This is a genomic window from Prauserella endophytica, from assembly GCF_005146945.1.
GTDB classification, from domain to species: domain Bacteria; phylum Actinomycetota; class Actinomycetes; order Mycobacteriales; family Pseudonocardiaceae; genus Prauserella_A; species Prauserella_A endophytica.
This window is the reverse complement of sequence record NZ_SWMS01000007.1, coordinates 200262-222941: the sequence shown is the minus strand read 5'-3', so window position 1 is coordinate 222941 and position 22680 is coordinate 200262. Positions and strand designations below refer to the sequence as shown.

Annotated in this window: 24 protein-coding genes; 15 read left to right on the top strand and 9 right to left on the bottom strand. The window is 70.5% G+C overall.

Features of this window, described 5'->3' with window-relative positions; genetic code table 11:
• Positions 1–81 precede the first annotated feature (81 nt).
• A complete protein-coding gene (gene uidA, locus FCN18_RS15520; RefSeq protein WP_228713974.1) occupies positions 82–1935 on the top strand; it encodes a beta-glucuronidase in 1854 nt (617 codons plus the stop codon).
• A 173-nt stretch (positions 1936–2108) separates the two neighbouring features.
• Here the strand turns inward: uidA and FCN18_RS15515 are convergent, their stop codons facing one another.
• The 3 genes from FCN18_RS15515 to uxaC are packed head-to-tail and all read right to left on the bottom strand — an operon-like array spanning position 2109 to position 5832.
• A complete protein-coding gene (locus FCN18_RS15515; protein ID WP_112267656.1) occupies positions 2109–3143 on the bottom strand; it encodes a LacI family DNA-binding transcriptional regulator in 1035 nt (344 codons plus the stop codon).
• A 14-nt stretch (positions 3144–3157) separates the two neighbouring features.
• A complete protein-coding gene (locus tag FCN18_RS15510; protein ID WP_137095435.1) occupies positions 3158–4429 on the bottom strand; it encodes a mannitol dehydrogenase family protein in 1272 nt (423 codons plus the stop codon).
• The gene (gene uxaC / locus FCN18_RS15505; protein WP_112268302.1) at positions 4426–5832 is read right to left on the bottom strand and encodes a glucuronate isomerase; all 1407 of its coding nucleotides are present in this window, start codon (positions 5830–5832) and stop codon (positions 4426–4428) included. Before uxaC ends, FCN18_RS15510 begins: the two co-directional genes overlap by 4 nt.
• A 163-nt stretch (positions 5833–5995) precedes the next feature.
• On the opposite strand from uxaC, the gene FCN18_RS39080 reads away from it, so the two are divergent.
• The 4 genes from FCN18_RS39080 (at position 5996) to FCN18_RS15490 (ending at position 9561) form a co-directional block, all read left to right on the top strand.
• On the top strand, positions 5996–6172 hold the full coding sequence (locus tag FCN18_RS39080) for a hypothetical protein (RefSeq protein ID WP_158303106.1): 177 nt from the start codon (positions 5996–5998) through the stop codon (positions 6170–6172).
• 181 nt (positions 6173–6353) lie between these two features.
• The gene (uidB, locus tag FCN18_RS15500; protein WP_112267652.1) at positions 6354–7742 is read left to right on the top strand and encodes a glucuronide transporter; all 1389 of its coding nucleotides are present in this window, start codon (positions 6354–6356) and stop codon (positions 7740–7742) included.
• Positions 7739–8977: a D-mannonate dehydratase ManD gene (manD, locus tag FCN18_RS15495; RefSeq protein WP_112267650.1), complete on the top strand. Its 1239-nt coding sequence runs from the start codon at positions 7739–7741 to the stop codon at positions 8975–8977. Before uidB ends, manD begins: the two co-directional genes overlap by 4 nt.
• A gap of 8 nt (positions 8978–8985) precedes the next feature.
• A complete protein-coding gene (locus tag FCN18_RS15490) occupies positions 8986–9561 on the top strand; it encodes a gluconokinase (protein WP_112268300.1) in 576 nt (191 codons plus the stop codon).
• A 27-nt stretch (positions 9562–9588) separates the two neighbouring features.
• Here FCN18_RS15490 and FCN18_RS15485 read toward each other — a convergent pair whose 3' ends face one another.
• A complete protein-coding gene (locus FCN18_RS15485; RefSeq protein WP_112267648.1) occupies positions 9589–10446 on the bottom strand; it encodes an LLM class F420-dependent oxidoreductase in 858 nt (285 codons plus the stop codon).
• Positions 10447–10530: 84 nt separating this feature from the next.
• Here FCN18_RS15485 and FCN18_RS15480 point away from each other — a divergent pair, with 84 nt between their 5' ends.
• The 3 genes from FCN18_RS15480 (at position 10531) to FCN18_RS40545 (ending at position 12077) form a co-directional block, all read left to right on the top strand.
• A complete protein-coding gene (locus FCN18_RS15480) occupies positions 10531–10857 on the top strand; it encodes a DUF1330 domain-containing protein (protein WP_137095434.1) in 327 nt (108 codons plus the stop codon).
• Positions 10854–11825 carry an LLM class flavin-dependent oxidoreductase gene (locus FCN18_RS15475; protein ID WP_137095433.1) on the top strand — a complete coding sequence of 324 codons (972 nt, stop codon included), beginning with the start codon at positions 10854–10856 and terminating at the stop codon, positions 11823–11825. Before FCN18_RS15480 ends, FCN18_RS15475 begins: the two co-directional genes overlap by 4 nt.
• A 123-nt stretch (positions 11826–11948) precedes the next feature.
• Entirely contained in the window at positions 11949–12077 is a 129-nt protein-coding gene (locus tag FCN18_RS40545) for a hypothetical protein (RefSeq protein ID WP_267285364.1), read from the top strand.
• Here the strand turns inward: FCN18_RS40545 and FCN18_RS15470 are convergent.
• Positions 12058–12741: a TetR/AcrR family transcriptional regulator gene (locus FCN18_RS15470; RefSeq protein WP_206077907.1), complete on the bottom strand. Its 684-nt coding sequence runs from the start codon at positions 12739–12741 to the stop codon at positions 12058–12060. The two genes, FCN18_RS40545 and FCN18_RS15470, sit on opposite strands and share 20 nt — an antisense overlap.
• Positions 12742–12863: 122 nt before the next feature.
• Here FCN18_RS15470 and FCN18_RS15465 point away from each other — a divergent pair, with 122 nt between their 5' ends.
• From FCN18_RS15465 to FCN18_RS15435, 7 genes are read left to right on the top strand one after another with little or no spacing between them, the layout of a single operon-like run.
• Complete coding sequence (locus tag FCN18_RS15465) at positions 12864–13862, top strand: acyl-CoA dehydrogenase family protein (RefSeq protein ID WP_112267642.1); 999 nt, start codon at positions 12864–12866, stop codon at positions 13860–13862.
• Positions 13846–15021 (top strand): acyl-CoA dehydrogenase family protein, encoded by a 1176-nt coding sequence (locus FCN18_RS15460; protein ID WP_137095432.1) that lies wholly within the window; start codon positions 13846–13848, stop codon positions 15019–15021. Before FCN18_RS15465 ends, FCN18_RS15460 begins: the two co-directional genes overlap by 17 nt.
• 15 nt (positions 15022–15036) lie before the next feature.
• Positions 15037–15819: an enoyl-CoA hydratase gene (locus FCN18_RS15455; RefSeq protein ID WP_137095431.1), complete on the top strand. Its 783-nt coding sequence runs from the start codon at positions 15037–15039 to the stop codon at positions 15817–15819.
• On the top strand, positions 15816–17234 hold the full coding sequence (locus FCN18_RS15450; RefSeq protein ID WP_137095430.1) for an aldehyde dehydrogenase family protein: 1419 nt from the start codon (positions 15816–15818) through the stop codon (positions 17232–17234). The genes FCN18_RS15455 and FCN18_RS15450 overlap by 4 nt, the downstream gene beginning before the upstream one ends.
• An 8-nt stretch (positions 17235–17242) precedes the next feature.
• The gene (locus FCN18_RS15445) at positions 17243–17629 is read left to right on the top strand and encodes a carboxymuconolactone decarboxylase family protein (protein ID WP_112267636.1); all 387 of its coding nucleotides are present in this window, start codon (positions 17243–17245) and stop codon (positions 17627–17629) included.
• A complete protein-coding gene (locus FCN18_RS15440; protein WP_137095429.1) occupies positions 17626–18486 on the top strand; it encodes an NAD(P)-dependent oxidoreductase in 861 nt (286 codons plus the stop codon). The genes FCN18_RS15445 and FCN18_RS15440 overlap by 4 nt, the downstream gene beginning before the upstream one ends.
• 4 nt (positions 18487–18490) lie before the next feature.
• Positions 18491–19540, top strand: coding sequence for a ferredoxin--NADP reductase (locus FCN18_RS15435; RefSeq protein ID WP_112267634.1), 1050 nt, complete (start codon positions 18491–18493; stop codon positions 19538–19540).
• 47 nt (positions 19541–19587) lie between these two features.
• Here FCN18_RS15435 and FCN18_RS15430 read toward each other — a convergent pair whose 3' ends face one another.
• From FCN18_RS15430 to FCN18_RS15415, 4 genes are read right to left on the bottom strand one after another with little or no spacing between them, the layout of a single operon-like run.
• Complete coding sequence (locus FCN18_RS15430) at positions 19588–19776, bottom strand: ferredoxin (RefSeq protein WP_112267633.1); 189 nt, start codon at positions 19774–19776, stop codon at positions 19588–19590.
• Entirely contained in the window at positions 19773–21065 is a 1293-nt protein-coding gene (locus tag FCN18_RS15425; RefSeq protein WP_112267632.1) for a cytochrome P450, read from the bottom strand. Before FCN18_RS15425 ends, FCN18_RS15430 begins: the two co-directional genes overlap by 4 nt.
• Before the next feature lie 22 nt (positions 21066–21087).
• Positions 21088–21843: an SDR family NAD(P)-dependent oxidoreductase gene (locus tag FCN18_RS15420; protein WP_112267631.1), complete on the bottom strand. Its 756-nt coding sequence runs from the start codon at positions 21841–21843 to the stop codon at positions 21088–21090.
• Complete coding sequence (locus FCN18_RS15415; protein WP_112267630.1) at positions 21840–22676, bottom strand: TauD/TfdA dioxygenase family protein; 837 nt, start codon at positions 22674–22676, stop codon at positions 21840–21842. Before FCN18_RS15415 ends, FCN18_RS15420 begins: the two co-directional genes overlap by 4 nt.
• Between the last annotated feature and the right edge of the window lie 4 nt (positions 22677–22680).

Sequence of the window (22680 nt, the reverse complement as noted above, 5' to 3'; positions counted from 1 at the left end):
GGCTCGCGCACAACGGTGCAACGTTGGAACCAGCATGCCAACCCCCACATGAACTTTTCAAGCTAGCACTGGGGTTTTCGTTTGCCAAGGGTAGAGCGGTACGATAGATTGGCAATCGGTTGCCGAGATCCGCGGAAGAGGTCATCGATGTTGAAGCCGACGCCCACACCGACCCGTGAACTGGTCAGTCTCGATGGCCTCTGGAGGTTCGCCGTCGATGGGCCGGAGCTGGAGAGGCCTTGGTCGGGTCGGCTGCCTGGTGACCGCGAGGCGCCGGTTCCGTCCAGTTACAACGACCTGTTCCTCGATCCCGCGGTTCGCGACCACGTGGGCTGGGCCTGGTATCAGCGTGAGGTGCGAGTGCCCCGCGGATGGCGGGGCGAGCGCGTCGTCCTCCGCCTCGAATCGGCGACGCATCATGGGCGCGTCTACGTCGACGATGTGCTTGTGGCCGAGCACATCGGTGGTTACACGCCTTTCGAGGCGGACATCACGAACCACGTCGAAGCGGGCGCGAGTTTCCGGCTCACCGTCGGCGTCGACAACGAGCTCACGCCTGCCACTCTTCCGCCGGGCCACGTCGTCACCACTGAGGACGGCCGTCGTCGCCAGATCTACCACCACGACTTCTACAACTACGCGGGTCTCGCCCGGTCGGTATGGCTGTACAGCACTCCGCTCGAACACATCAGGGACATCACGGTCGTCACAGACGTCGATGGCGATGCGGGCAGGGTCGGTTACCAGGTGGACGCCGCCACGGATTCGGAGGTCCGGGTCTCCCTGCGAGACGCCGAGGGTCAGCGGGTGGCCGAATCCGGCGGTGCGACCGGGACGCTCACCGTCCCCGACGTCGTGCTGTGGCAACCGGGTGCGGCATACCTCTACACGCTCACCGCCGAGGTCGTCCGCGACGGGGCCGTCGTCGACAGCTACTCGCTCCCTGTCGGTGTACGCACGGTCGAAGTACGCGGTCAGGAGTTCCTGATCAACGGCGAGCCCTTCTACTTCACCGGTTTCGGGAAGCACGAGGACACGCCGGTTCGGGGAAAGGGGCATGATCCGGCATACCTCGTTCACGACTTCGAGCTGCTGGACTGGATCGGCGCGAACTCGTTCCGGACCTCGCACTACCCCTACGCGGAAGAGGTCCTCGAGTACGCCGACCGGCATGGCATCGTCGTGATCGACGAAACCGCCGCGGTGGGACTCAACCTCGGAGTGGCGGGCGGGATGACGGCCCGCAACCCGCCTCTCACCTTCTCGGAAGAGGGCCTGGGCGTTCAGATGCGCCACACGCACGCGCAGCACCTTCGCGAGCTGATCCAGCGAGACAAGAACCATCCCAGCGTCGTGATGTGGTGCATCGCCAACGAGCCCGCGAGTCAGGAGGAGGGTGCGTACGAGTACTTCGAGCCGCTGGCGAACCTCGCTCGGGAGCTCGATCCTTCGCGACCGATCACCTACACGGCGTGGCTCATGGCGAATGCGGACAACGACCGTGTCGCCTCGCTGTTCGACGTCATCGGCATCAACCGCTACTACGGGTGGTACATCGACAACGGCGACCTCTCCTCCGCCGAAGCCCACCTGGAGGCCGACATTCGGTCCTGGATCGAGAAGTACGACAGGCCCGTCATGATGACCGAGTACGGAGCCGACACCTTCGCCGGGCTGCACTCGCTGTTCGACATGCCCTGGAGCGAGGAGTACCAGGTCGCATACTTCCAGATGCACCATCGCGTTTTCGACCGGTTCCCCGGCTTCGTCGGCGAACATGTCTGGAACTTCGCGGACTTCCGGACCACGACCGCGGTTCATCGCGTGGATGGAAACAAGAAAGGCATCTTCGCTCGGGACCGCCGCCCAAAGAGCGCCGCGTTCGAGCTGCGTCGGCGGTGGCGAGGCCTGGAGGGGCGGAAGCCCAGCGAGTAGCGAGGACGCCCGGTGCCCGCCGGGTGCGTCCGGCGGGCAGTACGGTGACGGATTCCCTCAGCGTCCCCCGAACGCGACGACAATGGTCGCGAGTGTTTCCGGTTGGGACGGTCCGGCCCAGCCACTTCCCCGGACAGCACCCCGGCCGACGCGGCCGATGACCTGCGGGGCTGTCAGGTCAGCATCGGCGCCGCTGTGGATCCGCGCTGAACGAGGACGGTGGCGAGGTCGTCGACGTGCTGGTGGTCCTCGTCCCGGACCAGGCTCAGCAGGCGCTCGACCGCCAGTTCGCCCGCCTGCCGGAGCGGGCTGCGGATCGTGGTGAGGGGCGGGCTGGTGAAGTCGGAGCCGAAGCTGTCGTCGAAGCCGACAATGCTCAGCTGGCCCGGCAGGTCCATGCCGCTGTCGCGGCATTCCAGCAGCAGCCCGATCGCGATGATGTCGTTGTAGGCGAGGACGGACGTAACGCCGGCGGCCAGCACGCGTCGTTTGATCGCGCGGCCGCCGGCGAGCGTCGGCTCGCACGGTCCGATCTCGACGACGGAGAGACCGTGCGCGAGGGCGCATTCGAAGGCGATCTCCCAGCGCAGCTGGCTCATATAGGACGTGCGCGGGCCGGACAGGTAGGCGAACGACCGGTGACCAAGCGCCGCGAGGTGTTCGATGGCGGCCTCGATTCCGGGCCTCGGGTCGGGGACGATGCTGAGCACATCGTCCACGCGCCGGTTGACGACGACGAGGGGTTTGCGCGCGGCCAGGTGCCGGATCTGCTCGTCCGGCATGCGCGTGGACACGAGTGCGATGCCGTCGACCGCGGGCAGCAGCCGCTCGGCCGCGTCCGCCTCCCGGGCGCCCGACTCCTGGGATTCCGCGAGCACCATGGTGTAGTTCTCACGCGCGCCGACCGTTTCCGCGCCGCGCACGAGTTCGAAGTACACCGGGTTGGTGATGTCGGAGAGGATGAGGGCGAACGTGCTGGTCTGCCCGGTGTATAGCGCCCGGGCCACGGGGTTGAGCCGGTAGCCGAGGTCCGCGGCGACCTCGCGAATGCGCTGCTCGGTCGTGGCGTTGATCCGGCCCGGCTTGTTGAGCGCTCTGGACACGGTGGACGGGCTTACCCCGGCCACGCGCGCGATGTCGTAGATCGTCGCATGGCCGGCCGGGTCGGGCCGCTGCGCGCGCGGGACGGCGGTGACTTCGTGGTCCATCGCGCCATTGTCTCTCAGCCGATCGAGCCCGCGCGCGAGTCCACGGTTTCGCGGAATGTCCGTGACGAGGCCAGCTCGGGGGAGAGCGCGGCCAGCGGGTCGCCCTCGGCGCCGTCGGCCGGGACCTTCGCGGCCCGCACGGCGCGCACCCACTCGGCGACGACCGCGGCGCAACCATCCGCCCGCCTGCCCGCCGCCAGTTCTCGGAGGGCGACCGGCACGACGCGGACCCGGAGCTTGGTGGTGGTGTCCTCGGCGATCTGGGTCAGGTGGTGGTCCATCCTCGCGTTGCCGAATCGGGCGAGCAGATCCTGGCGGTAACGCGTGAGATCCAGCTGTGGTGGCAGGTGCCGTTCGCATTCGTCCCAGTACCGGCCGACCAGGGCGCGGCATTCGGCATCGGCGATCGCGTCGTCGACGGTCCGGTGCCCACGGAGCAGTCCCGCGCATGCGAGTGCCGTGTGCGCGCCGTTCAGCATCCACAGCTTGCGCGCCTCGTACGGCTCGACGTCGGGCACGAACTGCGCGCCCGCGGTGTCCCACGCGGGCCGCCCCGCGGGGAAGTCGCCCGAAAGGACCCAGTCCGAGAAGCGCTCGGCGATCACGGGAGCCTCGTCGTACCACCCCGTCGCGGCCGCGACGTACTCCGCCAGGTCGGCCGGCGCGCGCGGCGTGATGCGGTCCACAGACGTCGACACGTACGACACGTGCTCGTCGAGCCAGGAAACCAGATCGGGCGCGGCCTGTTCGGCGAGCCGCCGCAGCGTTCCAGCCAGCCGCGTGCCGTTGTCCGGCAGGTTGTCGCAGGGCACGACCGCGAGCGGTCCGCCGCCGGCGTCCCTGCGCGCGGAGAGGCCGTGGAGCAGCCGCGCGAGCGCGGTGCGTGGCGAGGTGAGGTCGGCGTGCGTGACGTCGTAGGCGGCCTCGGTGATCGTCAGGGTGACCACGCTCGTCCTCGGCGCGGCGATCGCGGCCGCGAGCCGGTCGTGGCGGTCACCCGGCTGCACGCCGACGATGGAGCCGATCAGTTCGAACCGGTCACCGTCGTGGTCTCGCGTGACGAGGGTGTACACGCCGTCCTGCGGGCCGAGCCGGTCGGCCGCTGCGGCCGAGCGGCCGGTGAACCCGGCGATGCCCCACCGGTCCGCGTCAGCCGCGTGCGCGGTGTACCACGCCTGGTGAGAGCGGTGGAAGGCGCCCACGCCGAGGTGCACGATCCGCGCGGGCGGCGGGGGACCGGCGGCGAGCGCGGCGCGGTTCAGGCGCGGTGTCGTCGTGGCCGTCACAGTTTGAACACCCGTCGTGGCTGGGCGTCGACCAGGTCGACGGCGATGCGGCGCGCGTCGTCGGCGTGGACCCTGCCCTCGACGACGAGGCGGGCCAGGAAGGCCGCGTCCGTGCGGCGGGACATGTCGTGGCGGGCGGGAATCGAGGCGAAGGCCCGCGTGTCGTCGATGAAGCCCGTGGTGCGGTAGAAGCCGGCGGTCTCGGTCACGGCGGAGCGGAACCGGTCAATCGCGTGCGGGGCGTCGAGGAACCACCAGGGGGCGCCCACGTAGACGCTCGGATAGAACCCGGCGAGTGGGGCCAGCTCGCGGGAGAAGGTGCTCTCGTCGACGGTGAACAGGCCGAGCTGGAAGCCGGGTTCGAGCCCGAAGCTCTCCAGCAGGGGCCGCAGCCCCTCGACCCACGACGTGGGCAGCGGGATGTCGTGGCCGGTGTCCGGCCCGAACCGCTCGTGGGTGTGGCTGTTGTGGTTGCGGAAGACCCCGGCGTGGATCGTCATCACCAGTCCGTCCTCGACGCTCATCCGCGCCATCTGCCACAGCAGGTGGGCGGCCAGGGTGTCGCGCTCGCGGGCGTCGGCCGCACCGGAGAGCGCCGCCCGGAACAGGCGTTCGGCCTCGCCGGGCTCCAGTGCGACGGTCACCGGGCGGACGACACCGTGGTCGGCGGAGGTCGCCCCGTGCTCGATGAAGTGGCGCCGCCGTTCCTCCAGACCACGCAGATACCCGGCGAACGTGGCGGGCTGCCCGGTCGCCGCGAGCAGTTTCCCCGCCGCCTCAGCGAAGCCGGGGCTCGCCGCGTTGAGATAGGCGTCCGGGCGGAAGGTCGGGATGACGCGGCCGGGGAGGCCGGACGTGGCGAGCGCGGCGTGGTTGGCGAGGTCGTCGAGCGGGTCGTCGGTGGTGGCGAGTACCTCGATCCCGAAGCGGCCGAACAGCGCCCGTGGCCGGAACGCGGGCTCGGCGAGCGCGGCCGCGACGGCGTCGTAGACGCTGTCCGCTGTCTCGGCGCACAGCGGTTCCTCGACGCCGAACAGGCCCGACAGTTCCTCGTCGATCCAGTAGCCCGTGGCAGTGCCCGCGAAGAGGTGCCACCGTTCGGCGAGCAACCGCCAGACCTCCCGCGGGTCCGCCGCCCGTTCCCCCAGCCCCAACTCGGCCAGGCCGACTCCGTCCGCGTGCAGCAGCCGCGTGACGTAGTGGTCGTGGGTGAGGAACAACTCGGTCGCGTTCGCGAACGGCTCGTCGTGCAGGAGGAGCGCGGCCGGGACGTGCCCATGGGGGGACAGGATCGGCAGGTTCGCGGTGAGCGCGTACAGCTCCCGCGCGACGGAACGGAGCGTCGGGTCGGCGGGCAACAGGCGGTCCGGATCGCGTCGTCGAGAAATCAGCACGCGACCCATCACAGCCGGTGGACGCGGCTTTGTCAATCGGTTGCCTTCCTGGGCTCTCGGGTTCTCATGGACAATAAGAACCTCCTGATTCTTGATGACAACCGATTGCCAAATCCGGTCTGGGTCTGGTAGGCATGGAGCACCATTCGCCAGTCGTATCCGGAGGTGTTCGATGCCGAAGGCGCAGACCACCTCGACCCGGAAGTTCCTGAGTATCGACGGGATGTGGCGGTCCGTCGTCGACACGCAGGCCGGGGCCGGCACCTGGCGCCGTCGACTCGGCGCGGCGCGCGAGCCGGTCCCCGCGAGCTGCAACGACCTCTTCCCCGACCCCGGGAGCACCGGCTGACCATTGGTGTCGGCAACGAGCCGACCAGGGAGACGACTCCGTCCGGCGAGATCGTCGGAGCCGAGGCCGGGCGCCGTCTTCCACCTACGCCGTCCGGGCGCATCTCCGCGGCCGCAAGCTCGGTGACGCCGACTGGCGCCGCGGGCGCACCAGACAGGTTCACATGGCAAAGGGGCCACGGATGACCACAACCACCGAGGAAGGCAAGAGCGGGTCCGGCAGGCTGAGCTGGGCGGCGATCGTCGGCTATGGCGCCGGCGACGCCGGGAACAACCTCGCCTTCATGATGTCGACGATGTTCCTGCTCGTCTACTACACGGACGTCGTGGGCATCTCCGCCGCGGCGGTCGGCACGATGTTCCTCGTCCTGCGGGTCTTCGACGCGTTCACTGACCTGGTAGCCGGACGGGTGGTCGACCGCGTCAGCACGCGCTGGGGCAAGTTCCGGCCGTTCATCCTGTTCGGATCGGTACCGCTGCTGCTGCTGTCGGTCGCGACGTTCAACGTGCCGGAGCTGGGTGAGTCCGGCGCGCTGCTGTACGCCTATCTCACGTACGCGGGACTCGGGGTCGCGTACACGCTCGTCAACATTCCCTACGGCTCGCTCGCGGCGGCCATGACCCAGGACTCTGCCGAGCGGTCCAAGCTCTCGGTCGCCCGCTCACTCGGCAGCGCCACGGTGGCGGCCCTGCTCGGGGCCGTGCTGGCCCCGATGCTGTCCAAGTCGAACGACCTCCAGGCCATCTTCACCACGGCCACGCTCGCCTTCGTGGTCGTCGGGACGGCCTGCTACATGTTCCTCTTCTTCACCGCGAAGGAGCGAGTGGAGCGGGCGGTTCCCCGGGTAACGCTGCGGCAGTCGTACCGGGTTGTCAAGGGCAACAAACCGCTCGCATTGCTGTGCCTGAGCGCGCTGCTACTGCTGTCGGCGCTGATGGCCAAGTCGACGGCGCAGATCTACCTCATCCGCGACGTGTTCGACGCACTACACCTGATGCCGTTCCTGTCGATCGGGCAGCTCGTGGTCAACTTCGCCGTAGCGCCGTTCGTGCCGAGGATCGTGCGCAGGTGGGGGAAACGCGCTGCCTACATCGGATCCGGCCTCGTGGCGGCTGGCGGCGGTTTCGTCGCCTTCGTCGCACCCAACGTGTGGGTGGCGTTCACCGCGCTCATGCTGTCGTTGCCGGGCCTTTCACTGGTGACCACGATCATCTACGCGCTTGAGGCCGACACGGTGGAGTACGGCGAGTGGAAGACCGGTGTCCGGTCGGAGGGGACCATCTACGCGGTCTTCTCCTTCACGCGCAAGGCAGGTCAGGCTGTGGGCGGCGCGCTCGGCGCGTACGCGCTCGCTCTCGGCGGGTACGTCGGCTCCGCCATGGAGCAGACCACAGCGGCGGAGTGGGGCATCCGCGCGGGCGCCGCGTTGGTGCCGGCACTGCTGACCCTCGGCGCCGTGCTGATCATGCTCGCCTACCCACTGACGGACAAGGTGCACGCGAAGCTGGTCCAGGAGATCAGGCAGCGTCGCCAGGACACGAACACCGACCTGCACGAGGAGTCCGTGTGATCATCGACAAGGCCGAGGTCATCGTCACCAGTCCCGACCGCAACTTCGTCACGCTGAAGCTCACCACCGACGACGGGCTCACCGGACTCGGTGACGCGACCCTGAACGGCCGTGAACTCGCCGTCGTGGCCTACCTGCGGGAGCATGTGGTGCCCCTGCTCGTGGGCAGCGACGCCTCCCGTATCGAGGACACCTGGCAGTTCCTCTACCGCGGCGCCTACTGGCGTCGCGGCCCGGTGACCATGGCGGCGATCGCCGCCGTGGACATGGCGTTGTGGGACATCAAGGGCAAGGCGGCGGGCATGCCGGTCTACCAGTTGCTGGGTGGCGCGTCCCGTCGCGGTCTGCTCGCCTACGGGCACGCATCGGGCAAGGAACTCCCTGAGCTGTTCGACAGTATCCGCGCGCACCTGGAACAGGGATACCGGGCGATCCGTGTCCAAACGGGAGTACCGGGTCTGAAGGCGATCTACGGGATCGCCTCCCAGGGAGCCGACGTCGGCGACGGCGAGGTGCGGTACGACCACGAGCCCGCGCGGCGTGGCGCGAGGCCGATCGAGGAGGACTGGGACACCCGCGCCTACCTCAAGCACCTTCCCGGCGTCTTCGATGCCGTGCGCAACGAGTTCGGGCCGGACCTTCCGCTGCTGCACGACGGGCACCACCGGATGACCCCGATCCAGGCCGCGAGGCTCGGCAAGAGCCTCGAGCCCTACGACCTGTTCTGGCTCGAGGACTGCACGCCAGCCGAGAACCAGGAGGCGCTGCGGCTGGTGCGGCAGCACACCACCACGCCACTCGCGATCGGCGAGATCTTCAACACGGTCTGGGACTTCAAGGACCTCATCCGCGACCAGCTGATCGACTACGTGCGCGGGGCCGTGACCCACATGGGCGGGATCTCACCGCTGCGCAAGACGCTCGACTACGCGGCGATGTACCAGGTGAAGTCGGGCATGCACGGGCCGACCGACATCTCGCCCGTCGGGATGGCGGCGGCGATGCATCTCGGGCTGGCGATCCACAACTTCGGCATCCAGGAGTACATGCGCCACGGCGATCGCACGAACACGGTGTTCCGGCAGACCTTCACCTGGAGCGACGGGTACCTCCACCCCGGCGACGAACCCGGCCTCGGCGTGACCCTCGACGTCGACGAGGCGGGGAAGTACCCGTACGAGCAGGCCTACCTGCCCTACAACCGCCTGCACGACGGCACGGTGCACGACTGGTGACCGGGCCGATGAGCACAGCGGGTTCCCTTGTCGTGATGGGCGTTTCCGGCTGCGGCAAGACCACGGTGGGCCGCCTGCTCGCCGAGGAACTGCGGGCGGGCTTCGTCGACGCCGACGACCTGCACTCCGACGAGGCGCGGGCGAAGATGGCCGCCGGCGTGCCGCTCACCGACGCGGACCGCGAACCGTGGCTCGCCCGGGTCGCCTCGCGCGTCGCGGCGAACGCCGCGCGAGGCAGGCGCCTCGTCGTCGCCTGTTCGGCGCTGCGTCGCAGGTACCGTGACGCGTTGCGGGCCGGAGCGGGCGTTCCGCTCGAGTTCGTGCACCTCCACGGGGACGCGAGCCTGATCGCGTCGCGGATGGCGGACCGGGAAGGACACTTCATGCCCGCCGATCTGCTCCCGTCCCAGCTGGCGACCCTGGAACCGCTGGAGGCGGACGAGCCGGGCAGCACGATCGACATCGCAGGCGACCCCCCGGACATCGTCTCCGAGATCACGGGACGACTCGCCCCACGCGCCGCCGGGCTTGCCAACGGCGGGAAGCGTTTCGCCGACCGAGGCGTCCACCGGAACCATTGCTGATCGCTCCGCCCGGCCGGGCGCAGGACACTAGAGGGTGGAGGCGAGGCGGCGCCACTGCTCACGGGGGAACGTCTCCGGTGTCGCCGTGAGCAGCTGCAGGCAGACGTGGTCGGCTCCGGCGGCCCGGTGCTCGTGGACCCTGCGGCTGATCGCCTCCTCGTCACCCCACGCGATGAGGGCGTCGAACAGGCGGTCGCTCACCGAGGCCAGGTCGTCCTCGGTGAAGCCGAGACGGAGCAGGTTGCGTGCGTAGTTCGGCAGGCCGAGGTAACGCCGCAGCCAGCCGGTTCCGATGGCTCGTGCCTCGTCCGCGCTCGCACAGAGGATCGCGGTCTGCTCGGGCAGCACCAGCGCCTTGTCGCCGAGTGCCTCGCGGGCGAGGCGGGTGTGCTCCGGCGGGACCAGGTAGGTGTGGGCTCCGCGGGCTCGCTTGGCGGCGATGTCGAGCATCTTCGGACCGAGCGCGGCCAGCACGCGTGCCGAGGCGGGCACCGATGGCCGCGCGGTGTCGAGATCGTCGAGGAACGTGTGCATCGCCCGCAGCGGCCGGTGGTAGCGGCCGGGCCGTACCGCGTCGGCGCGGGGGCCGTGGCTGACTCCGAGGCCCAGCAGGAACCGGTCGCCGTGCGTGGCGGCAAGGGCGGCAGCCGACCTGGCGACGTCGGCAGGGGCGTGCAGCCACAGGTTCAGCACGCCCGTCGCGAGCACGATTCGGTTCGTCGCGGCGAGCAGGTCGCCCGCGGCGTCGAAGACCGGCCCGCCCGCGTCCGGGATCCACAGCGCCCGGAAACCCAGTTGGTCGAGTTCGGCTGCGGCGTCCGCCGCCTCCGCACGGTCCCCGTAGCGCAGGTACGGGCTCCACACGCCGACTCCGGACAGATCCATGCCGCTCCTTCCTAGCATCGTTCGCGGCATGTAGAGTAACAGTCTCGAAATGAGAGAACGAAATTCTCGCAAAAGGGAGACCGGATGCCCAAGGCGTATGTCATCCTGACCGAGGCCATCGAGGACGAAGCGGGCATGGCCGCCTACGGCAGGGCCTCGGCGCCCGCGCTGGTGGCCTCTGGTGCCCGGGTGCTGGCGGCGGATCCCGATCCTCAGACGCTGGAGGGGACCTGGCACGGCGACCGGACCGTGGTGCTGGAGTTCGAGTCGGTGAAGGCGGCTCGGGCCTGGTACGCCTCGCCCGAGTACGAGAAGGCCAAGCCCCTGCGCCTCGCGGCGGCGCGGACCAACGCCGTGATCCTCACGGGCTTCGAGCTGCCGCACCGCTCCGGTTCGAGCCGGCCGGCATGAGCGCGGAGGCGTTCGAGCTGTCCTGCGGGCTGCCTCCCGGGCCGGACTTCGCCGAACTGGCCGTGCTGGCCGAGGAACTCGGCTACGCCAGGGTGTGGAGCTTCGACTCGGCGCCGTTGTGGGAGGACACCTTCGTGCACCTGGCCCGCGCCGCCGAGCGCACGGAGCGGATCGGGCTCGCCACGGCGGTCCTCGTGCCCGGCCAGCGGTCGGTGCCGACGATGGCCTCCGCGATCGCGACCATCGCGCGGATCTCGGAGGGGCGGTTCCGTGCGTGCTTCGGCACGGGCTTCACCGCGCGCGTGGCGACGGGTCAGCGCCCGCTGACGCTGCGGGCGCTGCGCGACCACGTCACCGGCGTACGCGAGCTGCTGGCCGGGAAGGTGGCCATTGTGGACGGTCAGCGGGCCAGGATGCTGCACGCTCCCGGCCTGGCCGCACCCCGGCCGGTGCAGGTTCCGTTGTGGCTCAGCGCGTTCGGCCCCCGGGGTGCCGAGCTCGCGGGCGAGGTGGCGGACGGCGTCATCGGCCCGCCCCATCCGAGCCTGCCCACCGCGACGATCGTCTCCGGCACCGTGCTCGACCCAGGCGAGGACCCCGGATCGAGCCGGGTGCGGGAGGCCGTCGGACCGTGGCGGGTGGTCGGCTGGCACGAGGCGTATGCCAAGGGCGGGGCCGAGGCCGTCGACGCGCTGCCCGGCGGCCGCGCCTGGCGCGAGCAGCTCGAGGCGCTCGCCCCCGACGGCGAGCGGCACCTGCTGACCTTCGAGGGGCACGTCACCCACCTCACCGAGCGCGACCGTCTGCTGCTCGAGCATCTGGACGTCCGGACGATGATCGGCGACGTGGAACGCACCCGCGGACGGCTCGCCAGGCTCGCCGGGCACGGCTTCCGCGAGATCGTCTACACGCCGACCGGACCCGACGTGCCCAGGGAGCTGCGAGCCTTCGCGGCCGCGAAGGCCTGACCGGAAAGATGGCGATGCGTATCGACGGCGACGTCGCCCACTGCGAGAGCTACTCCCTCGACCGGCCCGGAGAAGCGCGCCGGAGTGTGGCGGATCGCGCCGCGGCGCTCCACCGTCGAGCTGATGTTCACGGCGGACGCCTCGGTGCTGCGGTCGGACTTCTTCCAGCGGCAGGGCCATCCGAGCGGGACGCGCGACCGGCGTGACCCCTCGTACCAACGCCCGCTGGGGGTCAGTCCGGGCGGCGCGTGACGCCGTACGCGCAGAAGGTCCAGATCTCCTCCGCGGTGATGGGATGGCTGCCGTTGTCGTCGTGCGAGCCGCTCGACTGCGCGTTGAACATGACCGTCTGCATGATCAACGCGGCGGTGCGGCGGGGTTTGACCGCCGTGCGGAGCAGTCCGGCTTCCTGTGCGCCGGTGAGCAGTTCGGTGAGCACCGACAGCAGGTTCATGTGGGCGAGCTTGACCTCGGCCGGATGCGAGATCAGCAGCTGTGAGGCGAAGTCGGTGAACAGCGGGCGCTGTGCGGCGGGGCTGAGCCGGCACAGGTCGAACAGCAGCCGCACGCCGACCTCGAGCCGGTCGAGCGGATCGGAGTGTTCCGCCGCGCTGGTGCGGATCTGTTCGGCGGTGTCGTTGAGTGAGTCCTCGAACAGCGCGAGCAACAACTCGTGCTTGCCGTCGAAGTGCAGGTAGAAGCTGCGTAGTGACTGGCGAGAACGGTCAACCACCTCCTGGACCGTGAAGTCCGTGCTGCCCTTCTCGTTCATGATCAGCTGAGCGGCGTCGAGAAACCGTTCGAGCCGTTGTTCGGCCCTGGCCTTCGCGGCCTGGGTCGACCGCTCGACCGCGCGCTGCTTCCAGACCGGTTCTTCGCTCACGCTGCTCATCAGCGGATCCCGCCTCTGCGCCATCGAATGGACATTACTGCATGAGCCGGCGGCCCACCGGTTCATTGGCGAAACTCTTACTTTCCATATGCGAGAATGCTATTCTCCCATTGGTGGTTCCGCAACGGTGAGTGAGGAGGCCCGGGATGCTCTTCGAGTTCGACCCGGACCAGCGGCTCTGGCAGGGTTCGGTCCGCGAGGTCGTGGCCAAGGAGTGCCCGCCCGCGCTGGTCCGGGCCGTCGCCGACGACGGCGCGGACACCGTGGCGCTGTGGAAGGTGTACGCCGGTCTGGGCTGGACCGAGCTGACCGATCCGGCCGAGGCCGTCGAGCTGGCGATCGTGCTGGAGGAGCTGGGCCGCGCCACGGACCCCACGCCGTATCTGGCCACGATGACGCAGTTCGCCCCGCTGGCGCCGGGCGCCGGAGAGCCGGAACGAACCGGGGCCGCCGTGCTCGACGGCGTGACCGCGCGCAGGGACGGGCGGGGCTGGGTGCTGGAGGGCACAGCGAGGCACGTGCTGGACGGCGACCGGGCCGACCGGCTGGCCGTGGTCACCGGCGAGGGCGTCTTCGTGGTGGACGCGGCCGAGGTGACCGCCACCCGGGCCGCCGTGTTCGACCCGGTGCTGCACGTCGCCGACGTCGCCTTCGGCGGAGTCCGCGTGGGGCAGGAGCAGCGCACCGGAGCCGATCCCGGGCGGGCGCGCCACATCGCGCTCGCCGGAATGGCGATGACGATGGTGGGCGCGTGCCGGCGGATTCTCGACCTCACGCTGGAGCATGTGCGCACACGCCACCAGTTCGGCGCGCCCATCGGCTCGTTCCAGGCCGTGCAGCACAAGGCGGCCGACATGCACGTGGCCGTCGAGCGGGCGAAGGCGCTCGCCTACTTCGCGGCACTGACCATCGCCGCCGACGACCCGCGCCGCCGCGTGGCCGCCGCGATGGCCAAGGCCGCGGCGGGGGAGTGCCAGTCGCTGGTGGTGCGCCACGGGCTCCAGCTCTTCGGCGCGATGGGCTTCACGTGGGAGAACGACCTGCAGTTCGCCCTGAAACGCGCGCTGGCGGGAGAGCAGCTGCTCGGCGGCGCCGCCGAGCACAGGGCACTGATCGCGAAGGAGTGCCATGCAGTTGAGCTTTGACGCCGAGGTGGAGGACTTCCGCGCGGAGTTCGCGGCGTTCCTCGACGAGCACCTGCCGCCCGCGGCGGAGGCGGACCGGGCCTCCCAGTCCAGTTCGGACGTACCCGAGTGGGCGAGGCGGTGGCAGCGGCTGCAGTTCGACCACGGCTGGCTGCTACCCGGCAACCCACCCGAGTACGGCGGGCGCGACGCCACGCTCGTGCAGCAGTACGTGCACCTGCTGGAGCTGTCCCGCAGGCGCATCTACCACAGCTTCAACCCGCAGGGCGTGGGCATCGTCGCGGCGTCGCTGCTGTCGTTCGGCACCGAGGAACAGAAACGGCGGTGGGCGGTGCCGATCCTGAGGGCCGAGATCACGGCCTCGCTCGGCATGAGCGAGCCCGGCGCGGGGTCGGACCTCGCGTCCCTGCGCACCCGGGCGGTGCTCGACGGCGACCACTTCGTGGTGAACGGCCAGAAGGTGTGGACCTCGGGGGCTCACGACGCTGACGTGCTGCTGACGTTCGTGCGCACCGACCCCGACGCGCCGAAACACAAGGGGATCAGCGTGCTGCTGATCCCGACCGCGACGCCGGGCGTGACGCGCAGGCCGTTCGCCTCGATCATCGGCTCACACGACGTGGACTTCAACGAGGTGTTCTTCGAGGACGTCCGCGTGCCCGCCGCGAACCTGGTCGGCCCCCTCAACGAGGGGTGGCGCGTGGCCAACGGCTCGCTCGGTCACGAGCGGACTTTGCTGTGGCTGAGCTTCGGCGAGCGGCTCGACGAGTTCATCCGGGACTTCGAGCCGGCCGGACCGCTCGACGAGGACGCCTACGCGACGGCCGTGCTGGACGCCTACGCGCTGCGCCTGCTCGGGTCCGCGGCGCTGGCGCAGGCCGCCAGGGGTGAGCAGGACGTCGCCGGGCTGTCGGTGCTGAAGCTGCTCGGCTCGGAGGCGGCGCAACGGGCGCTGGAGCGCGCGCTGTCCTCGGCGGGACCCGACGGGCTCGCGCATCCCGCGCTGACCGCGCCGTACACGCATCTGCAGTCGGAGACCATGCTCGGCAGCTGGTTCGAGCGCTACGCGCGCAGCTTCGCCGGCACGATCGCCGGCGGCACCTCCGAGATCCAACGCACGATCGTCGCCGAGCGGGTGCTCGGCCTGCCCCGACGCTGAAAGAGGAAGCCGCGTATGTACATCGGTTACGAGGTGGCGGACAAGATCGCCACCATCACCCTCGACCGGCCCGAGGCCGCGAACGCGCAGAACATGGCCCTGCTCGACGAGCTCGACGCCGCCTGGACGAAGGCGGCCCAGGACGAGAGCGTGGTGGTGATCGTGCTGCGCGCGGAGGGCAGGCACTTCTCCGCGGGACACGACCTCAACGACCGCTGGCCGTCCCCCGAGGAGATCACGCTGGAGTGGATCTACGGGGCCGAGTCGCGGCGGTACCTGGAGTACACGCTGCGCTGGCGCAACGTGCCGAAGCCCTCGATCGCGTCGGTGCAGGGCAGATGCATCGCGGGCGGGCTGATGTTGTGCTGGCCGTGCGACCTGATCGTCGCCGCCGAGGACGCGCTGTTCTCCGACCCGGTGGCCATGATGGGCATCGGCGGCGTCGAGTACCACGGGCACACGTGGGAGCTCGGAGCACGCAAGGCCAAGGAGATCCTGTTCACCGGCCGTCCCGTCACCGCGGCCGAGGCCGAGCAGGCCGGGATGGTCAACCGGGTGGTGCCCCGCGACCGGCTCGACGCCGAGACCGCCGAGCTGGCGAGCCGTATCGCCGTGATGCCGCCGTTCGGGTTGCGCCAGGCCAAGCGCGCGGTGAACCAGACGCTGGACGTGCAGGGCTTCCACGCCGCCATCCAGTCCGCGTTCGACATCCACCAGACGGGCCACGGCAACGCGCTCAGTGTCACCGGCTATCCCATCCTGGCCAAGCTCGGCGAGATGAAGGCGAAGATCGAGTGACCCGCCACGACCACTGGATCGGCGGCAAGACCGTGCGGCCGGCGAGCGGCGCCTACCTCCCGACGGTCGATCCCGCGACTCGCGCGCCAGGAGCCGAGGTGGCCGCGGGGTCGGCGTCCGATGTGGACCTCGCCGTCGCGGCGGCGTCGGCCGCGCAGCCCAGGTGGGCCCGCCTTCCGGCGGCCGAGCGTTCGGCGGTGCTGCACCGCATCGCCGACGCCGTCGAGGCACACGCCGACGAGCTCGCCGAGCTGGAGCGCGAGTGCACCGGCAAGGTCCCGGCCCAGCTGCGGATGGAGGTCGAATCCTCGGCAGCCTACTTCCGCTACTACGCTGGGATCCTGCGTGCGCATTCGGGCCGGACGATCGACTTGGGCGACGGCAACCACACCTACACCCGGCTCGAGCCGTACGGGGTGGTCGCGGTGATCACGCCGTGGAACCTCCCGCTGAACCAGGCGTGCCGGGCGCTCGCGCCCGCGCTCGCGGTGGGCAACGCCGTGGTGGCCAAGCCGTCGGAGTTCACGTCGGCGTCCACGCTCCTGCTCGCTCGCCTCGCCACCGAGGCCGGGCTGCCCGACGGACTGCTCAACGTGGTCGCCGGAACCGGTCGCGCCGTGGGCACGCCACTGGCGGCCCACCCCGCGGTGCGGCGGATCGCGTTCACCGGGTCGGTCGCCACCGGACGGCAGCTGGCCGCGATCGCGGCGGACCGCCTGATCCCGGTGACGCTCGAGCTCGGCGGCAAGTCGCCCGTGGTGGTGTTCGCCGACGCCGAGCTGGATCGCGCGGTCGCGGCCGCAGCCGGCGCCGTGGCCGCGAACGCGGGCCAGGTGTGCTCTGCCACCACCCGCCTGCTCGTCGAGGCTTCCGTGCACGACGAGGTGGTGGAGCGGGTGAGCGAGTCGGTCACGCGCCTCGAACCCGGAGTCCACTTCGGACCGATGGTGACCGAGGCGCAGTACCGCAAGGTCCTCGGGCACTTCGCCGACGCGGCCGCGGAGGGCCTCGTGCCGGCCACCGGGGGAGCGGCCTACGAAGACGGCCCCGCGGCGCGGGGTTTCTACGTGCGGCCGACCGTCTACGCGGGAGTGCCGCGGTGGGCGCGCCTCGCCCGCGAGGAGGTCTTCGGCCCGGTGCTGGTCACCATGCCGTTCGCCGACGAGGATCAGGCCCTCGCGCTCGCCAACGACACCGACTACGGCCTCGCCGCCGCCGTCTGGAGCGGAGACGTCGCCAGGGGGTTGCGGCTTGCCGAACGGATCGACGCGGGCCAGGTGGCGGTCAACGGCGGCGCGCTCACCATCGAGACGCCGTTCGGCGGGTTCAAACAGAGCGGCCACGGCAGGGAGAAGGGTATCGAGGCATTGCACGAGTACGCCCAGACCAAGACCGTCAGTCTCGCGCTGCGCTGAGGAGGACCATGGACGAGAACGGACAGCTGGAGGCCGCGCGGGCCCTGCGCAGGGAGATGCTCGGTGACGCCTACGTCGACCGCGCCACGGCCGATCCCGACCCGGTCTCGGCGCAGTTCCAGGACTACATCACGTCGATGGCGTGGGGTGTCTGGGCCCGAGGCGGCGCGCTGAGCCCGCGCGACCGGAGCCTGCTCGTGCTGGCGATGACCGCGGCGCTCGGTCGCATGGAGGAGTTCCGCCTGCACGCGAGCAGCACCGCGAGGACCGGGGTCACCGACGCGGAGATCGACGAGCTGCTGTTCCAGGTCGCGGCCTACTGCGGCGCTCCGGCGGGAATATCGGCCCGGCGGGTGGTCAAGGCTTTGCGGGCGGAACGGGGGAGTGGAGCATGACAGTGCCCGGCGTCGGAATCATCGGCCTCGGCAACATGGGAGGCGCGCTGGCGGCGAACCTGGTGGACGCGGGTCTCGCCGTAGTCGCCCACGACGCGCTGGGGCCGGAGCGCGCACCCGAGGGCAGCACGTACGTCGCGTCGGTGGCCGAGGTCGCACGGCGCGCCGGCGTCGTGGTGTTCAGCCTGCCCGACGGCAAGGCGTCCGAGCAGGTGGCCCGCGAGCTGCTGGCCGCGGAGGGCCGGTGCGCCCGGCACGTTGTCGACACATCGACGGTCGGGGTCACCGCCGCGCGGACCATCGGCGCGCTGCTCGGCGAGGGTGGGGTCGGCTATGTCGACGCGCCGGTGTCGGGAGGCCCCGCCGGGGCGCGAGCCCGCACCCTCGCCGTCATGTATGCCGGATCGCGGGACGCGTGCGCGGAGGTGGAGCCGGTGCTCGCGGGGCTGAGCGACCGGCGCTTCCGGGTCGGGGAGCGGCCCGGCATGGCGCAGGCGCTCAAGCTGGCCAACAACTTCCTTTCGGCCACCGCGCTCGCCGCGACCAGTGAGGCCGTCGCGTTCGGCCGGTCGGTCGGGCTCGACCTGGAGACCATGCTGACCGTGCTCGACTCGGCCAGCGGGCGCAACACGGCGACCAGCGACAAGTTCCCCAACCATGTGCTCACCGGCCGCTACGCGTCGGGCTTCAGCAACTCGCTCATGACCAAGGACGTCCAGCTCTATCTGAACGCGGTCGGCGAGCAGGGCGGGCCGTCCTGGATCGGCGCGGTGACGGCCGGGGTGTGGGAACGGTTCGCCGACGCCGAGCCCGGAGCGGACTTCACGCGCATCTACCCCTTCGTGGAAGGTTCCTGACGCCATGGTTGACCGCGACGACGTACTGCGGGCGCACGGCTACCACACCCTGCGCGTGACGCGGATCGTCCAGGAGACCCCGGACACCCGCTCGTTCGTCCTGGAGGTGCCCGCCGAGCTGGCGGAGACGTTCCGGTACCTGCCGGGACAGTTCTGCACCTTCCGGGTCACAGTGGACGGTACCGAGCAGCTGAGGTCCTATTCGATGTCGAGCGCCCCGGACACCGGCGACGACCTCACCGTCACCGTCAAGCGCGTCCCCGGCGGCGTGGTGTCCAACTGGCTCAACGACACCGTGGCCGAGGGCGACCTCCTCGAGCTCACCAGACCGGCCGGTGTCTTCTGCCCACGCGAAGGCGGGCACCCGGTGGTCGCGTTCTGCGGTGGAAGCGGCGTGACACCCGTGCTGTCGATAGCCAAGAGCGTGCTGGCCGCCACCGACCGGACGGTGCGCCTCTTCTACGCCAACCGGAACCCGGAGTCGGTGATCTTCGCCGGGGAGCTGGACCGGCTTCGTGAGCGCTACCCGGACCGGCTGGAGGTGCGGCACCACCACGACTCCGTGGACGGCTACCCCGACGCCGGCGCGGTCACCGAGTTCGCGGGAGCGTCGGCCGACGCCGACTACTACATCTGCGGCCCGGCGCCGTTCATGGACGTCGTGGAGACGGCCTTGCGCGACAGTGGGGTCGACCCAGGGCGCATCCTCGTCGAGCGGTTCGGCGACGCCGCACCGGCCGAGCCGGAACAGACGGACGCCGAGGCCGAGGTGCCCGAGGCGGTCACGCTCATCCTCAACGGCAAGAAGACCACCGTCGCCTACAAGGCGGGCGACACGGTGCTGGAGACGGCCCGCCGGGGCGGGCTGCAGCCGCCGTTCTCCTGCGAGGCCGGCAACTGTGCCACCTGCATGGCCGTGCTCCGGGACGGATCGGCGACCATGCGGGCCAACAACGCGCTGACGCCGGAGGAGGTGGCCGAGGGCTGGGTGCTGACCTGCCAGGCCCTCCCACAGGGGCCGGGGTCCGTGACCGTCGAGTACGAGTCGTTCTAGGCGAACGGGCCGCGACGGGTGTGGGCACACCCCCCCGCGGCCCGTTGTCAGCTCAGCGTGATCGCGCGTTCGGGACAGTTCTCCGCCGCTTCGCGGGCGGAGTGCTCGAGCGCGGCGGGCACCTCGGGTTCCGGCACCTCCGCGTAGCCGTCGTCGGTCAGCACGAACACGTCGGGGCAGATCGCGAAGCACACCCCGTGCCCTCGGCAGCGGTCCTCGTCCACCGCGACCCTCACCGCGAGCCCTCCCCGGCGAGCGTGAACTCCAGGTGCAGCTTCGCCAGCCCGCGCAGGATGAACGTCGGCAGGTACCGGTAGGACCGGGCATCCTCGGGGCCGTGCTCGCGCTCGGAGATCCGGATATCGGTGGTGCGGTCGAGCAGCCGCTCGATCGTCACCCGTGCCTCCGCCCTGGCCAGCGGCGCGCCGGGACACGTGTGGATGCCCCGGCCGAACGCGATGTGCCGCCGCGCGTTCGGGCGCGCCGGGTCGAACGTCGCCGGGTCGGTGAACTGGCGCGGATCACGGTTGGCCGCACCGTTCAGCACCATCACCGTGCTGCCTGCCGGGATGTCGACCCCGCCGACCGTGGTGGGCACCCGCGACAGCCGGAAGTCGCCCTTGATCGGGCTCTCGATCCGCAGCGTCTCCTCGATGAAGTTGGGGATGCGGTCGCGCTCCCGGCGGAGCAGGTCCTGGATGTCCTTGCGCTCGGCGAGCACCTTGAGCGCGGAGCCGAGCAGGCGGACCGTGGTCTCCTGGCCCGCCGAGAAGAGGTTCGCCGCCACGCGCGCCACGTCGATGACCTCGGGCGTCGATCCGTCGGGGAACGTCGCCGTCGCGAGCCCGGTGAGGACATCCTCCCGGGGCTCGTGGCGCCGCTGTTCGATGTAGGCGGTGAAGGTCGAGTACAGGAACTCAAGCGGGTTGTGCGCCAGCGCCTTCTTGCCCATGCCCCCGATGCCGCCGCCGGAGTGTGCCGGACCCTGCAGCGAGGCGGCGAACTCGTCGCGGTCCTCCGGGGGCACACCGAGCAGGTCGGCGATCACGAGCAGCGTGAACGGGCCCGCGAAGCCATTGATGAACTCGCCCTCGCCACCGGCGAGGAACTCGTCCAGCAGCCCGTCGGCCAGCTGCCACATCTCGGCCTCGTTCTCCTTGAGGCGCTTCGGGGTGATCAGCCGCATCAGCAGGGCCCGGTGGTCGGTGTGCGTGGGCGGGTCCAGCGTGGGCAGCTGGTCGCTCATCGGCAGCTTGTCCCGGTGCTGCTCGATCAGCTCGCTCACGTCGTCGCCCTCAAGGGGCACCGGGAAACCGGGGAACGGCCCCGTCACCGACACGCAGGAGGAGAACGTGTCGGCGTCGTGGAACACCTGCACGGCCTCGTCGTAGCCGGTCACCATCAGCACGTCGTGGTGCGGTTCGCGGTGCACGGGGCAGCGTGAGCGCAGCTGCTCGTAGTAGGGGTAAGGGTCCGTGACGACCGCGTCGTCGCGGAAGAAGTCGGTCGATTCGAAATCCTTCACCGTGTGTCCGTTCCCTTCGATGTCAGGTGTTGCGTCCGCCGTTGACGCCGATGACCTGCCCCGTGACGTAGCCCGCTTCCTCGGAGACGAGGAAGGCGCAGGCTGCGGCGATGTCCTCGGGCCTGCCGGGCCGTCGCACCGGTGTCAGTTCGGCGTGGTGGTCGACGGTCCCGCCGAGCAGCCCGTGCTCCTCCGACGCGCGCAGCATCGGGGTGTCGACGAACCCGGGCGGGATGGTGTTCACGGTGATCCCCTGCGGGCCCAGCTCCAGTGCCAGCGCCTTGGTGAGCCCGACGAGACCGGCCTTCGACGCCACGTAGTGCGTCATGAACTGCTGGCCCGACTGGGCGCTGGACGAGGAGATGTTGACGATCCGGCCCCAGCCGGCCTCGACCATGTCGGGTACCACCGCCTGCGCGCAGTAGAAGGGGCCGCTGAGGTTCACCGCCAGCATCCGGTCCCAGATCTCGTCGGTGATGTGCAGGAACTTCTTGAACCCGGTCAGACCCGCGTTGTTCACCAGCACCAGTACGGGGCCGAGACTGTCGTGGACCTCCCGCACCGCGGCGTCCACCTGGCCGCGGTCGGACACGTCGACGCCGCCGAACGCCCGCGCCTCGTAACCCTTGTCCCGCGCCTCCACCGCCACCCGCTCGGCCGCCTCGGCGTCGAGGTCGAGGACGGCGGTGGCGAACCCGTCGGCGCCGAGCCGCAGCGCGATCGCTCGCCCGATGCCGGAACCGCCGCCGGTGACGAGCGCGGTGCGCCGCAGGCTCATGCGACCTTCTCCTCGCCCGCGAGCGACGTCCGGTGCATCAGCCGTGCGGACGTGGCGCTGTAGGGCAGCGCGCGGTGGAGCATGCCCGTGTTGTCCCAGACCACGAGGTCGCCCGGCCGCCAACGGTGCCGTAGCACGAACTTCGGCTGGGTCGCCCACGTGAGCAACCGGTCGAGCAGTGCCTTGCCCTCCGCCGGCTCGCGGCCGACGACCTCACCCGCCGTAGCGCCGACCAGCAGTGACTTGCGGCCGTTGCGGCGGGTCCAGACCAGCGGGTGCTCGCGTGTGGGGTTGCGGTCCCACGCGGCGCGCTCCTTCGGAGACGGGTTCGGCTGCACCAGCAGCTGGGAGGCGGCGAAGCTGTGCACGACGCGCAGCCCCTCCAGCTCGGCCTTCTCGGCGGCCGGAAGCGCCTCGTAGGCGGCGAAGGTGTTGGCGAACTCGGTGTCCCCGCCTCCGTCGTCGGAGACCTGCCGCGCTGTCAGCACCGTGGCCTTGTTCGGCACCTCGTCGGTGGTGCCGTCGATGTGCCAGAAGAACGTGGCCTCGCGGTAGGCTGCCAGCTTGCTCTTGGCCGGGTCCCGCGTGATCCGCTGGATCTCGGGGTGGGCCTTGTCGCCGCCCATCGGCAGCGGCACGACCTCGCCGAGCAGGCGGCTGAAGGCGACAAGCTGATCGTCGTCGACCCCGGCCTCGCGGAAGACCACGACGCCGCGCCGGTCGAGCGCCGCGAGGCATTCGTCGGCGACGCCGCGGTCGACCAGTTTGGCGCCCGACAGCCCGGTGATCTCCACACCGGTGGTGGGGGTCAGTTCGGTGACGGTGCTTCCCATACTC